The organism is uncultured Tenacibaculum sp. (assembly GCF_947495995.1).
In the GTDB taxonomy this organism is placed as follows: domain Bacteria; phylum Bacteroidota; class Bacteroidia; order Flavobacteriales; family Flavobacteriaceae; genus Polaribacter.
Genome location: NZ_CANMAX010000003.1, coordinates 237,435 through 252,567, shown reverse-complemented (window position 1 = coordinate 252,567; position 15,133 = coordinate 237,435). Strand labels below are relative to the sequence as shown.

The window sequence follows — 15,133 nt, the reverse complement described above, 5'->3', positions numbered from 1 at the left end:
CTTAATGGTCGTGATTTGAATGGTCATCGCTTTTTGTTTCACCTGATTGATTCATTGCCATTTCGTGGTCATACTTACAACACCCTGGCAAACCATTATATGCTTCTTCATCACCAGCCACTTTTTCGGTATCGTAACCTGAAGCTGCAATTGCTTTGTGAATTGCCATTGCATCAGTTTTTGTGTCATCAAAAGAGACATCAATCTTCTTTTTATCAACGTCCCAATTGGCGCTTGCAACACCTTCTACACCATTTGCTGCTTTCTCGATGGTGTTTTTACACATTCCGCAATTTCCTCTTACACCAAAAGACAGCTCTGTCATTGCCATATCTTTAGACATTTCAGTAGTTGTTGTAGTTTCTGTTTCTTTTTTGGTTTCGTTTTTACAACTTGTTAAACCTAACGCTGCTATTACAGCGATACTTAAAATTACTCTCTTCATTGTTTAAAATTTAATTGTTATTATTCTATTATTTGTTTTACTTCTCCACAGCTTAGCATTGCATCACCAAAATATGGATTGATTACTTTTTCTTCTTTGCTCAACCAAAACGCACCCTTGTTATTATCTGCCATTGGACAAAATTCTAAATAGACTTTTTCATTTACACCAAATAGTTGAACAGCATTGATTAGATGTGATGACAAATGCTTGAAATGGTCTCTTTGAACTTTTATATCGGACGTTTCAGAAATTGAGGTCGCTGAAGATTTTATTTCCTTTTCTAATGACATCCAATGGTTATGCGCCTTATTATCTGATAACAATTTCATATCTACTTTGGTTAAATTGTTTAGTAAAGTTGATGCGCTTGTTGAAGTACTTTTTGAATCTTCTTTTACTAAAGCATCTTTTAAATTGATATACTCATTGTAAACACTATTTAACTGTTGTTGAAATTTCTCTGATACTTCCAAACGTTCATTCATATTGGTGTGGTCAGTTTCTTTGTTGGATGAATTGTTATCCATACCTAAATGACCCTCGTGACCAGTCATTACTTTACCACCATCTTTATTCATCATTGATTTCTTACCCTGTAATTGTGCTGCTGCATCAACCGTAAATGTTCCGTTAGTTACTATTTCATTTCCGGCAAACAAGCCTTCTAAAACTTCATATTCATTACCAATTTGATTACCTAATTTAATTTCACGCATTTCAAAAACAGGTTGGTCTGCATTTGCTTTTAAATACACCACAGAACGCTCACCTGTCCATAACACAGCAGATGCTGGAATTGTTAATACTTCGTCATTGTTAGCTTTACTACTTTCAATATTTGCGGTTATAAACATTCCTGGTTTAAATACATCTTCCTTGTTGTTTAGAACCACACGCAAGGTTACTGTTCTTGTTCTCGTGTTTAAAACCGGGTCTATAAAATCAACTTTACCTTTAAATTCCTTATTAGGATAGGCATTGGTTGTTACCATCACTTCTTGCCCTTTTTTAAAGCGGTCAATCTGATTTTCATAGACATCAAAATTTCCCCAAACCGTGTTGAGATTGGCGATTTTTAATAAGGGTTGACCTTGTTTGATATAATCGCCTTGCTCTACCAGTTTTTCCGTGACTGTTCCCGAAACAGTTGCGTACACAGGAAAGTTTTCTTTCACTTTTCCAGTTTCTTCAATCTGATTGATTTGATTTTCAGAGAGCTTCCATAATTTCAGTTTATTACGAACCGCTTTGTACAAAGCAGGTTGCGATTCTTTTAAGGATGCTGCTGTAATCAATTCTTGTTGTGCTGCATAGAGTTCTGGCGAATAGATTGTTGCCAAAAGCTGACCTTTACGAACTTCTTCACCAGTGAAACTTACATTCAAACGTTCAATTCTACCCGAAAAGTAACTGACCTGAACTGCGTTGGCTTCTTCGTTTTCAGCAATTTTACCAGATAGTTTTATAGTATTGCCTTCTGCATTGCCTTTACCAACAACGGTTGTTTGGATATTTGCTAAAGCCATTGCGTTTTCTGTGAGTTTGAATTGGTCTGCTAACAGGCCATCTGCACTATTTTCAGCAGGAATTAAATCCATACCACAAATAGGACAATCGCCTGATTCTGGTTGCATAATCTGCGGATGCATAGAGCACGTCCACATTTGATTACTCTCTTCAACTTCAGAGTGATTGTGTTCTGCTTCTTGTTTTGATGAGCTACCGAATAGTATCCAACCTAATAGCAGTCCCGCTAATAATATTCCCGTATAAACTATATATTTTTTCATACTACTATATTTTAATATTTCTTAATCGTAATGCATTTACTATTACTGAAACTGAACTAAAACTCATTGCTAAAGCGGCTATCATTGGTGAGAGTAATATTCCGAAAAACGGGAACAAAACACCTGCTGCAATAGGCACACCTAATGTGTTGTAGATAAGTGCAAAAAATAGGTTTTGCTTGATGTTCTTCATTACTGAATCGCTTAGATTTCTTGCTTTTACAATGCCGTTTAAATCACCTTTTACGAGCGTTATCATTGCACTTTCAATAGCTACGTCTGTTCCTGTTCCCATAGCAATACCCACATCACTTTTTGCCAATGCTGGTGCATCGTTAATACCATCACCTGCCATAGCAACTACTTTTCCGTTTTCTTGTAATTTTTCCACTTCTTTGAGTTTGTCCTCTGGTAACATACTGGCTTTAAAGTCTGCCAGATTCAATTCTGATGCTACTGCTTGTGCGGTATCGTGATTATCGCCTGTAAGCATTATTACATCAATGCCTTTACCTTGAAGTGCTTTAATAGCTTTGGCACTTGTTTCTTTTATCTTATCGCCAATGACCACGTAGCCTACAACGGTTTTATCTATCGCTAAATAAGAAACCGTTTTACCTTGTTTTTGATAGGTTTTGGCTTCATCTTTCATTGTCGATGTAATGTCTGATTTGGCATATTCCATCATTTTAGGATTCCCCAATGCTACATTTTTGCCATCAATTTTAGCTTCAACACCCTTTCCAGTAACAGCACTAAAATCTACGGACTTTAGTATTTCAGCACTATGCTCTTTTCCGTATTTCACGGTAGCTTCTGCTAACGGATGCTCGCTATTTGTGTTGAGTGAAACGATGTATTGTAACGCTTCTTTTTCACTTAAGGCATCATTAAAAGCACCTACGGTTTCAACTGTTGGTTTACCTTCTGTAATTGTTCCTGTTTTGTCAACGATAAGCGTATTTACTTTATCCATTTTTTCAAGTGCTTCGGCGTTCTTAATCAATACGCCATTTTGAGCACCTTTACCTACACCAACCATCACAGACATTGGCGTTGCTAGACCTAATGCACACGGACAGGCTATAATTAGAACTGCAATTGCATTAACCAACGCATAGACGTAAGCAGGTTCTGGTCCCCAAATTGCCCACACAATAAATGTGATTACAGATATGATAACTACAACTGGTACAAAATAACCCGAAACTTTATCAGCTAAATTTTGAATAGGTGCACGACTTCTACTGGCATCATTCACCATATGAATGATTTGTGATAATAAAGTGTCACTACCTACCTTTTCAGCTTTCATTAAAAAGGATTGATTGCCATTTATTGTTCCGCTACTTACTTTATCATCTAAAGCTTTATTTACTGGAATGGGTTCACCAGTAATCATTGATTCGTCAATACTTGTATTGCCTTCCGTAATGACACCATCTACAGGAATTTTATCGCCCGGTTTTACTTTTAGAATATAGTTGAGTTCTATCTCGTCAATACTGACTTCAACTTCTTCACCATCCACAATTTTTATGGCCTTATTAGGTGCTAATTTCAACAGTTCTTTTACTGCTGAATTTGTTTTACTATGTGCGCGAGCTTCTAATAATTGACCTAAAAGCACCAATGTTAGAATTACCGTTGCTGCTTCAAAATAGACGTGGACTGCACCTGATTCTGTTTTAAATTGACTTGGAAACACATCGGGAAATAACATTCCAATTACACTAAACAACCACGCTACGCCTGCACCAATTCCAATGAGCGTAAACATATTGAGATTCCAAGTCTTAATACTTTTATAGGCACGTTCAAAGAACATCCAAGTGGCATAAAACACGACTGGAATTGACAATGCAAACTGAATCCAATTCCAATATTTCTGTTCCATTATATCGAATAATGGATTGTTATTGAACATTTCGCTCATAGCAATTAAGAAAATTGGTAAGGTGAATGCTGTGGCAATCCAAAACTTTTTTAATAGCTTTTTATAGGTCTTTTCTTCTGCTGAAAGGTCGGGTTGCATTGGCACTAAATCCATTCCGCAGATAGGACACGAACCTGCTTCGTCTTTCACGATTTCTGGGTGCATAGGGCACGTCCATTGTTCCTTTGAAGTTGCTGATAGATTTTGTTCTTCGACCAAATCCATTCCGCAAACAGGACAATCACCTGGTTTGTTATAGATTTTATCGCCTTCGCAATGCATAGGACAATAAAATGTGCCTGTACCTTTACCTTTAGGTTGCTTTTCCTTTTTATGTTCGGAATGCTGATGCTGCTCGCTTTTTTTATGAATACTGTACCTATCACCATCCTTTTTTAAGGCTTCTTGAAAAGTTTCTATAGGAATGTGGGATTCCATTTCTATAGTAGCTTCCGCCTTATCTAAATTGACTATTGCTTTTGAAACACCATCTACTTTAGTGAGCGTTTCCTCAACGTGACTGCGACAACCATTGCAGGTCATTCCGTGTATGTGATATGTGTGTGTCATTGTTTTGGCAGCTTTAGTGTTACTGTTTGATTTAATGATAAATCATCAATATGGCCAGCCATAGCATTATAATCAGTTTTAAAATGCATATGCATATTGGTAGTATGATGAGTGAAAACTGCTTTATGCTTTGTGGAATAGAAACCTATAATTTGAACTTTTTTGTTCGTTAAAGTTCCATTTAAACCAGATTCCTTATGCTTTTTATGGTTATGGATGGTATCCCCATCTTTCCAATTTATAACGTGCCAATCTAGAGAGGCGATTGTACCCTCTAATAAGAAGGGAAATGGTTCTTCAGTATTGATTCCGCCACTTGTGGCAAGTTCAAAAATTTGTTCTTCTAAATCACTTTTTGTTTTACTATTCTCAACTTGAAAAGAATCCCAGGCTGCAACTTCAGCATATACTAATAAAGACGCTTTTAGACTATATGAGTTTTTAATCTGTAAACTACTATCAACCATAAAGCTGTTGCTCGGTTTGCTATCAAATATTTGTATTTCACCTTTGAGATTATCTACAGCACCAAGAGCGTATAGATGTTTCTTTTCTGAAAGTGTATCTAAACTAATTACGGGTTGAATGTTACCAGACATTATAGTTCTTAAAGCACCCGAATGTTTTACTTCTATCGAAGCACTTTTTTCGCTATTATCTCGACAAGAAGTAAAGGCGATTAATAAGAATGTCAATAGGGTTATATATGTTGATTTATTCATTGTTTAATTGGTTAAATAATTAATTATTGTTGTCTGCACATAGTAGGTCTTCACAGATTCTATTTGGTTCATTTGAAACTTTAGCTGTAACTCTTGAATGTCTAAAACATCATTAAAATCAATCGTTCCTGTTTCATAGCTTTTGATTAAAATGTCTTCTGCATCTTTGGCTTGCTTTAGGTTTTTGGTTTGGGTAGCATAACTTATTCTTGCAGAAATGCGTTCGTTAATCGCTTTGTCTAAAAGAGTTTCCAAGATGTTTAAACGTTCTTGTTTTTGAGCAGTAATTTCCTGCTGTTGCAACTCATTCTGCTTGGTTTGGGATTTATATTTCTTATTGAAAATTGGGATAGATACCGAAACCATTGGCATTACAATATCCTTTCCGTTATCACTAAAATTCATATTTGGCCTTTCGGCAACATTGATATAATCCAAGCCGAAACCAATCATCGGACTACTTTCTTTTTGATTCAATAATTCTGATTGTTCTATGGATTGATAAAGTTTATCATATTTCAACAATTCGGGATGTAATGCTAAATTTTCAGTAGTGATTTCAAAGTCTTCTGATGGTATCATTAAACTGTCTATCACATTGACCGTAATATCATTTTCTCGATTCAATAGGTTATTGAATTTGGTTTGTTCCGCTAAAAATTGTTGGTGTAACACATCTTTTAGTTGTTGCAATTCGTTTTGACGCATTTGCAATCGTAATACATCTACTGCTGATGCTTTACCTACTTCTACCGATGTTAGGGCTAATGTTTCATAGGTCTCCAATAGTTTGATATTACCAGCTATCACCTCTTGTTTAGACTTGTTTGCATACAAATTGTAATAGGATTGTGATACCGAAGCCCTTAACTTTCGCTTTGCGATAACAATATCTTCATATTTGGCATCTGCCAAAGAACTCACATAATTTTCTCTCGACGTAATGGTTCCGAACCACGGTAACATTTGCTTCGCCGACACTTTAAAGCGTTGCGCACCTGTTCTGGTTTCCGGTTCACTTACAAAATATCCTACACCAAATTCAGTATTAGGAATGGTGTTGACCTCGTTTACTTTTTCCGAAACTCTTTTATATTGCAACTCAAACTTTTGAATTTCTGGATTGTTTGATTCTGCTTCTTGAATGTAGGATTGAAGCTCTTGTGCCTGCCCGCCAATTCCAACCAGAAGTAACACTAAAAATACGAATGCGTTCAGGCGGGCTTTCGCACTTCGTCTTCGCTCAGTATGAACTTCAGCGGAAACAAACAAAATGCTGATTATTAGAATTATATTTTTCATTTTGATGTTCTTTTAAGTTGAACTTCTGCTTTCCAGCTGTACAATACCGGTACAACAAACAAAGTGATTAAAGCAATGAGCATTCCTCCAAAACTTGGAATTGCCATAGGTATCATAATGTCGCTTCCTCGTCCTGTTGATGTAAGTATTGGTAATAATGCTAAAATTGTGGTCGCTGTAGTCATTAAACACGGTCTGATACGTTTTTCACCTGCTTCAACAACTGATGCTCTCACCTGTTTTTTGTTTTCCGGTGTGTTTCTATCGAATGTTTGAGTTAAATAGGTTGCCATTACAACACCATCATCGGTTGCAATACCGAAGAGTGCAATAAACCCAACCCAAACTGCAACACTTAAATTAATTGGGTGCATTTGGAACAAATCACGTAGATTTTCACCAAAGAAATTGAAGTTTAAAAACCATCCTTGACCATAAAGCCATATCATTACAAAACCACCTGCAAATGCTACAGCAATGCCTGTAAATACCATTAAGGATGTTCCAACAGAACGAAACTGGAAATACAAAATCAAGAAAATGATTGCCAATGCTAAAGGAACAACAACCGATAAGGTTTTTTCAGCTCGTAACTGATTTTCGTACGTTCCTGTAAATTGGTAGTTAATACCTTTTGGAACTACTAATTCGCCACTATCTATCTTTTGCTGAATTAAGGCTTGTGCGCTTTCAACCACATTGACTTCTGCATATCCATCCATTTTATCGAACAATACATAGCCAACTAAAAAGGTATCTTCACTTTTAATGACCTGTGGACCTTGTTCGTATCTTATAGTTGCCAATTCGCTTAAAGGCACAGGGCTTCCTTTTTCAACTGGAACGTAAATTTGTTTTAAATCGGTTGGGTTTGCTCGTAATTCTCTTGGATAACGTACGCGTACACCATAGCGTTCTCGACCTTCAACAGTTTGGGTTAAGACCATTCCACCAACTGCAACTTTTAGTACGTTTTGCACATCATCAATGGATATACCATAACGTGCTATCTTTTCTCTGTCAATATCAATGAGCAGATAGGGTTTACCTACTATTCTATCTGCAAAAACAGCTTCATCTTTTACACCTTCGGCTTGTTTTAAAATGTCTTCCAATTGTACGCCAAACGCTTCAATCTGTTTTAAATCTTGACCTTTCACTTTGATTCCCATTGGTGCACGCATTCCTGTTTGCAGCATTACTAATCGGGTTTCAATAGGCTGTAATTTTGGTGCAGAAGTGACACCAGGTAGTTTGGTGACTTTTACTATTTCATTCCAAATATCGTCTGGTGATTCTATTTCTGGTCGCCAATTACGGTAAAACTCGCCATTGTTATCTTCTATTAATTGAGACCTTTTGACTGTGCTTAAAGTGACATTTTCAGAATTATTTGGATTTGCAATAAATCGCCCATCTTTCAACTCAAATAAACCATCATCATTTACTTTATAGCGTTGTCGTTGACCATTTTCATTCAGCATATATTCTGGTTTGTACTGAATGACATTTTCATACATTGATAAAGGTGCTGGGTCTAAAGCTGATTCCGTTCTACCTGCTTTACCAACTACGGTTTCAATCTCTGGAATACTGGCTACTGCCATATCCAATTGCTGTAAAACCCTTTTATTTTCTTCCACGCCAGAATGAGGCATTGAGGTTGGCATTAATAAAAATGAGCCTTCATTTAATGATGGCATAAACTCTTTACCTGTTTTTTTCATAATGAAAAAACCTGCAATTACAATTGCTGTTGGGACAGACAAAAAGAGTAACTTATTATCTAAACACCACCTTAAAATGCGTGTGTAATATTTGATGAATAATGAGAAAACACCTAATAAACCAAAGCAAATAACACTAACGAAAATGAGATTCCAGAAAATGCTTTTATCAACACCTAATGGTCTCCAATATTCTGCTAACAAGAGTACTATTGCTGATGCTGAAATAATAATATTAATAAGGTTAGCTTGCTTGTCTGTTATCTTATTTTGAAGATTGAGAAGTGCGGTAATTCCAAAAGCTATTAATATCAACCCTAACCAATACCCATAGATAATTGCAGCGATACCTAACGCTATTAAAACACCATTTAAAACATATTTAAAAGTGTTTTTAATGCTTTTCTTTCGGAATAAGAATGCAGCAAACGGTGGAATCAAAAATAACGCTACAATAATGGATGCTGTTAATGCAAAGGTTTTTGTGAATGCTAATGGTCTAAATAGTTTTCCTTCTGCTCCAATCATTGTAAATACTGGAATGAAACTGATAATTGTGGTCATTACTGCGGTAACGATTGCACCAGATACTTCAGCTGTTGCATTGTAAACTACCGTGTTAATAGATTGTGTTCCATCATCTTCATCTAAATGCCGAATGATATTTTCTGAAAGTATGACACCAACATCGACCATCGTTCCAATAGCAATAGCAATACCAGATAATGCGACAATATTAGCATCAACACCAAAGAGTTTCATAGCAATAAACACCATTAAAACCGCAACAGGTAATAGTCCAGAAATTAGTACCGAAGCACGAAGATTAAACACCATAATGATTATGACCAGAATGGTTATAAGTATTTCTAAAGTCAATGCCTCATTGAGTGTGCCTAAAGTTTCTTGTATTAGTTCTGTTCTGTCATAAAAGGGTACTATGGTAACTTGGGAAGTTCTGCCATCCGTTAATACTTTTGAAGGTAAACCTGCACTTAATTCATTAATTTTTTCCTTTACGTTATTGATGACTTCCATTGGGTTTGCACCATAACGAGCCACCACAACAGCACCAACAACTTCAGCACCTTCTTTATCCAATAAACCACGTCGAGATGCAGGACCTAAAGAGACTTTTCCAATATCTTTGATTTTTATTGCTGTATAATCTTCGGAAGTGACTACTGCATTCTCGATGTCGGAAATGGATTTTACATAACCTAAACCACGGACTAAATATTCGGCTTGGTTAATTTCCAAAGTCTGTGCACCTATATCCTTGTTGCTTTCTTTAACAGCTTTTACCACGTGATGCAATCCAATATTATATTGACGCATCAATTCTGGATTTACATCCACTTGATATTCCTGAACATAACCACCAATAGAAGCAACTTCCGAAACACCACTTGCAGAGGATAAGGCATATTTTACGTAGTAATCTTGAATACTACGTAATTCCTGTAAATCCCAACCACCAGTTACGTTTCCGTTTTCATCACGACCTTCAAGTGTGTACCAGAATATTTGTCCTAATCCTGTGGCATCTGGACCTAAAGCAGGATTAACACCTTCGGGTAATAAACCACTTGGTAGTGAGTTGAGCTTTTCGAGAATACGACTACGACTCCAGTAAAACTCTATATCTTCTTCAAAAATGATATAGATACTTGAAAAGCCAAACATAGAGGAACTACGGATGGTTTTTACTCCCGGAATACCGAGTAGCGACGTTGTAAGTGGGTAGGTAATTTGGTCTTCTATATCTTGCGGTGAGCGACCATCCCACTTAGTAAATACGATTTGTTGATTTTCGCCAATATCTGGTATGGCATCTACAGCGACAGGATTACTTGGTAATAAACCTGTGTCCCAATTAAAAGGTGCATTTACTGTTCCCCAACCCACAAAAAGAACGAGTAGCAGAACCGCAACGAGTTTATTTTCTATTAAAAATTTGATGCTTTTATTTAGCATTAGCTTTGATAATTAAACAATTAGACATTGGTGTTTGGAAAACACCGAATACAGCAAATTATCCTTACGACATTGCAGTCATAGGATAAAAAAGTCTATTGTTTAAAAATCAAATTAAGTATGTCTCGTCAATCTTGTAGATACGCCTTATGACGAGCGGCGGTTTGTATTCTTCGTAAGTAGATACGTTATTGTCTAAACCTTCAAAAAGGTTAATGTAAGTGTAAACAAATGAAGCTATGAATACTTGTTGCTCAAACGTTATTTTATCAACTTGCAGTTGTAGTTCGTCTTGACCTTCAATTGCTAATTGCTCATCATTACAGCAGTTTTTCTTAGTAATAGAACACCCTTCAGTTGAAGGTTTTTCCATTTCCATTCCGCAACCTTTGGCTTTATGAAATATGGCAGTTTCTACCAAAGTATCTCCACAATAATGCATATTCACAGTAAATGACATTGTAGAAAATAACACTACAAATGCCAATACAAAGGACATTATTTTATGGAAAAATTGCTTCATAACTATTTGCAAAGGTATAAAAATTTAACAATTCGTTATTTTGTTTAACAGAAGTTTAATCGCTCCAAACCTACTATTCTGTCCAAGACTTAAGTAATCGATGCTTCTTTTCGTAAATAAAAAGAGGGAAGTGAATGCAAAAGTGCCTTTTAAGTTTGTTTTAATTCAAATAACACTAAATGCTATGACTCGGAATGAAATAATCAATATTCTGTACCTATTCTGTACCCATAGCAAAAAAGAAAGGCCCCACATTTCTGTGAAGCCTTGTCAAATCTAGTAGCGGGAACTGGACTCGAACCAGTGACCTTCGGGTTATGAGCCCGACGAGCTGCCTACTGCTCTATCCCGCGATATTGGACGGCAAAAATAGGTCTTTTTCTTAGTTATATCCAAATAAAAGTCAACTTTATTTTCAAAAAAATAATAATCGCTAAAAATACTTCCTTAATAAATTCTCTAAATCGTTGTTAACATGACATTAATCTTCATTTCATCAAAAAGAGTTTGAGAAAAATAGCTTATCTATTTTTAGATCTCTAAAAATGACCGTATACTCGTAAGTAAGTTATGATACTTGTTTTTGATTTAGATAATACATTAATTGATAGAAATGAAGCCTACTGGTTATGGCTAAAGAATAAAGTTTTACACGAATGTAAAAGTATAGACAAATCCTTGATTTTGTATTATGATAATTGGGGATATACATCTCGACATCATTTTTATAACTGGTTAATTAAAAAATATGAGTTATCAATTTCTTCTGATGAGTTAATTATGCTATGTGCAAACGAATTGTATCAATATATTTCTCAAAATAAAGAAACCTTACTTATTCTGAAATGTTTAAAAGAACAGTACAAAATAGTTATTGGAACCAACGGAGGAACTCATAATCAAACTAATAAACTAAAAGCTGCAGGAATTTTAGCATATGTAGATCATGTGTACATTTCAGAAAACATTGGATATAAAAAACCAGACTCAAACTTTTACAAACACATACAAGACAACTTGAATTGCCTTTCAAGTGAAATTATCATGATTGGTGATCATTATGAACAAGATTTTTTAGCTCCTAAAAAATTGGGTTGGAAGAGCGTATGGTTATCACATAATCGTACCTTAATTCTTAATGATAAAATTTGTGCTTTAAAAGATTTAATACCGTATCTTCGAGAAAAATAAATTGCTTTTCAGCTCATGAACCTTAATAATTTAATACCGGGTTACGATATTATCTTCATTACGTTAGATTCATTGCGATACGATGTTAGTCAAGAATTGTTTTTGGAAAACAAACTTCCTAATTTTTCCAAGTGGCTACCTAATTCTGGTTGGGAAAAAAGGTATACTCCTGCTAGTTTTACTTATCCTGCACATTTAGCTTTTTTTTCAGGTTTTTTACCAACAAAAATTGGTCAGCAAATCACTCCTAGACTTTTTGCTAGTAGTTTTGAAGGAAGTGAATCTACAAATCAAAATACATTTGTTTTTAAAGAATCAAATTTCATTGAAGCTTTAGCAAATAAAGGATATAAAACTGTTTGTATCGGTGGTGTAGGTTTTTTTAATAAAAAAAACGCAATTGGAAATGTTTTACCGGGAATGTTTCAGCACAGTGAATGGACAGATCAACTTGGAGTTACTGAAAAAAAGTCTACATATTTTCAATTTAAGACAGCTGAAAAATATTTGCAAAATATAGATCCTTTGTGTTTGTTCATAAATATATCTGCAACACATCAACCTACTCATTTTTATTTAGATGATAAGGAAAAAGATGATATAGAATCTCACGCTGCGGCTTTACAATATGTAGATTCTCAATTGCCAATATTACAGCAAGCTTTAACAGAAAGAAATACTAATAAATTAATTATAGTTTGTAGTGATCATGGAACTGCTTACGGCGAACATGATCATTGGGGACATAGAAACGCACACGAAACTGTAATGACAGTTCCGTATTTACAATACCTTAGCAAATGTTAGTTTCGAATAGTTTAGACATATCACAACCCTATCAAGGATATACATATTCGTATCCGCATAAATCTACTTACCGAGAATTAACTCCGATTGACTTAAAGGATGTATGGCAAGAACAAAACGCTGCTTTTTTCTATGTTCATATTCCGTTTTGTGAAATGCGTTGTGGTTTTTGTAATCTTTTTACAATTTCAAATCCAAAAGAACGAGTTTCAAAATATATAGAAACTGTGCAATTACAATTGCAACAGATTTCAGAAGTAATTCCAAACTTACAACTGAAAAATTATGCTATTGGTGGTGGAACTCCAACGTTCTTAACTGTTGATGAACTTGAATCTTTATTTAAAAGTATTGTTGACTTTGGAGTACATCCACTACAGTTTTTTGGTTCTATTGAAGCTTCACCTAAAACAATAAACACAGAAAAAATAGAGCTTATTAAAGAATATAAAATAGCTCGTTTAAGTATGGGGATTCAATCTTGGGTACAAGATGAAATGAAAGTATTAGGGAGGCCTCAAACAATAGCTACAACATTAACAGCTGTTGAAAACATTGCTCAATCTAATGTAGAAGAGTTCAACTTAGATTTGATTTATGGAGCTCATAATCAAACTAAATCGTCGTTTTTATATTCTTTAGAAAAAACAATTGCATATCAACCAACAGAGATTTTCCTATACCCTTTGTATATCAGAAAATTAACTGGACTCGGAATCAAAAATCAGAAACAAAGTCAGCATCAATTTCAACTCTATATTACTGGTCGAGATTTTTTACTGAGCAATGGTTATATTCAGACAAGTATGCGATGTTTTCGAAGAAAAGAAGCATTTGATTGTCGACCTAAAGCTAATTATTCTTCAATTACTGATAATATGATCGGCGTTGGAGCTGGTGCGCGTTCTTATACCAAAAATTTACATTACAGTACTGATTATGCAGTAAATCGTAAGGAAATAAAAACAATCATTAATGATTATATGGACACTAAAGATTTTAAAAACATAAATTATGGTGTCGCTTTAAATACAGAAGAACAAAAAAGACGATTTTTAATAAAATCTTTAACTGATGGAGGAGATTTAAATACAAAACTTTACAAAGATATTTTTGATGTAAATCCATTCTACGAATTTGAACTTTTGAATGAATTGGTTGAAAGAAATTGGCTAACTGAAATGCATCCTGAACTTTACAGCTTAAATCAAGAAGGAATGTGTTATGAAGATGTTATTGGTCCGGCTTTATATTCAGAAAATAGTAAACAACTAATGCAAGATTTTGAATGGAAGTAAACTGGAACATACTTTACAGAGGAAGTTTAGACAGTTGTAATTACGATTGCCATTATTGTCCGTTTGCAAAAAAGAAAAATACTCGAGAAGAATTAGCGTACGATAAAAAATGCCTGAATAAGTTTGTAGATTGGGCTGAAGAAAGAACAGAAAATCTACGAATTTTATTAACTCCTTGGGGAGAAGGTTTAATTCGATCGTATTACCAAAAAGCAATGGTTCGTTTGAGTCATATGGAACAGGTAAAATTAATTTCTATTCAAACCAATTTATCTTGCCAACTTGATTGGATAAAAGACGTAAATCCAGATACATTTAGACTTTGGGTTACATATCATCCAGATGAAGTAAGTTTTGAAAAATTCATTGAAAAATGTCAATATTTAATAGCTAATGATATACAATTTAGTATTGGAATTGTGGGAATGAAAGCACATTATAAAGCTATAGAAAAATTGAAATCGACACTTACAGAAAGATATATTTGGATTAACGCTTACAAACGAGAAACTGATTATTATTCAGAAAGTGAAAAAGCTTGGTTAGCAACAATAGATCCATACTTTAACATCAATAATACATATCACGATTCATTACATAAATCATGTCAAGCTGGCTATTCTAGTTTTTCGATAACAGGAGAAGGAGATGTATATCCTTGTCATTTTGTAAAACAGAAATTAGGTAACATTTACACAAACAATTTAAAAGATTTAACCAAAAAAAAAACTTGCCCGAATAACACATGCGGTTGTTATATTGGTTACATGAATCTTGATACATTAAACTTAAAAGAAATCTACGGAAACGAATTATTAACCCGAATTATAAAATCATAACCT

The 15,133-nt window shown here is 34.7% G+C and carries 11 protein-coding genes and 1 tRNA gene; 4 read left to right on the top strand and 8 right to left on the bottom strand.

Annotated elements, in window-relative coordinates; genetic code table 11:
• Position 1 precedes the first annotated feature (1 nt).
• From Q1A15_RS10305 to Q1A15_RS10270, 8 genes are all read right to left on the bottom strand, one after another.
• Complete coding sequence (locus Q1A15_RS10305; RefSeq protein ID WP_299622902.1) at positions 2 to 445, bottom strand: heavy-metal-associated domain-containing protein; 444 nt, start codon at positions 443 to 445, stop codon at positions 2 to 4.
• 20 nt (positions 446 to 465) lie between these two features.
• The gene (locus tag Q1A15_RS10300; protein WP_299622899.1) at positions 466 to 2,238 is read right to left on the bottom strand and encodes an efflux RND transporter periplasmic adaptor subunit; all 1,773 of its coding nucleotides are present in this window, start codon (positions 2,236 to 2,238) and stop codon (positions 466 to 468) included.
• Positions 2,239 to 2,242: 4 nt separating this feature from the next.
• Entirely contained in the window at positions 2,243 to 4,744 is a 2,502-nt protein-coding gene (locus Q1A15_RS10295) for a heavy metal translocating P-type ATPase (protein ID WP_299622897.1), read from the bottom strand.
• Positions 4,741 to 5,466 carry an acetolactate decarboxylase gene (locus Q1A15_RS10290; protein WP_299622895.1) on the bottom strand — a complete coding sequence of 242 codons (726 nt, stop codon included), beginning with the start codon at positions 5,464 to 5,466 and terminating at the stop codon, positions 4,741 to 4,743. The genes Q1A15_RS10295 and Q1A15_RS10290 overlap by 4 nt, the downstream gene beginning before the upstream one ends.
• Before the next feature lie 3 nt (positions 5,467 to 5,469).
• Positions 5,470 to 6,768 (bottom strand): TolC family protein, encoded by a 1,299-nt coding sequence (locus Q1A15_RS10285; RefSeq protein ID WP_299622893.1) that lies wholly within the window; start codon positions 6,766 to 6,768, stop codon positions 5,470 to 5,472.
• A complete protein-coding gene (locus Q1A15_RS10280) occupies positions 6,765 to 10,472 on the bottom strand; it encodes an efflux RND transporter permease subunit (RefSeq protein ID WP_299622891.1) in 3,708 nt (1,235 codons plus the stop codon). The genes Q1A15_RS10285 and Q1A15_RS10280 overlap by 4 nt, the downstream gene beginning before the upstream one ends.
• Before the next feature lie 109 nt (positions 10,473 to 10,581).
• Entirely contained in the window at positions 10,582 to 10,995 is a 414-nt protein-coding gene (locus tag Q1A15_RS10275; RefSeq protein ID WP_299622889.1) for a hypothetical protein, read from the bottom strand.
• Positions 10,996 to 11,275: 280 nt separating this feature from the next.
• Positions 11,276 to 11,348: transfer RNA gene (locus Q1A15_RS10270), tRNA-Met, on the bottom strand.
• 217 nt (positions 11,349 to 11,565) lie between these two features.
• On the opposite strand from Q1A15_RS10270, the gene Q1A15_RS10265 reads away from it, so the two are divergent.
• The 4 genes from Q1A15_RS10265 to Q1A15_RS10250 are packed head-to-tail and all read left to right on the top strand — an operon-like array spanning position 11,566 to position 15,130.
• On the top strand, positions 11,566 to 12,186 hold the full coding sequence (locus Q1A15_RS10265) for an HAD family hydrolase (RefSeq protein ID WP_299622887.1): 621 nt from the start codon (positions 11,566 to 11,568) through the stop codon (positions 12,184 to 12,186).
• 15 nt (positions 12,187 to 12,201) lie between these two features.
• Positions 12,202 to 12,993 carry an STM4013/SEN3800 family hydrolase gene (locus tag Q1A15_RS10260; RefSeq protein WP_299622885.1) on the top strand — a complete coding sequence of 264 codons (792 nt, stop codon included), beginning with the start codon at positions 12,202 to 12,204 and terminating at the stop codon, positions 12,991 to 12,993.
• Positions 12,987 to 14,291 carry an STM4012 family radical SAM protein gene (locus Q1A15_RS10255; RefSeq protein ID WP_299622883.1) on the top strand — a complete coding sequence of 435 codons (1,305 nt, stop codon included), beginning with the start codon at positions 12,987 to 12,989 and terminating at the stop codon, positions 14,289 to 14,291. The genes Q1A15_RS10260 and Q1A15_RS10255 overlap by 7 nt, the downstream gene beginning before the upstream one ends.
• Positions 14,282 to 15,130, top strand: a complete 849-nt coding sequence (locus tag Q1A15_RS10250) for an STM4011 family radical SAM protein (protein ID WP_299622880.1) — start codon at positions 14,282 to 14,284, stop codon at positions 15,128 to 15,130. Before Q1A15_RS10255 ends, Q1A15_RS10250 begins: the two co-directional genes overlap by 10 nt.
• Positions 15,131 to 15,133 lie beyond the last annotated feature (3 nt).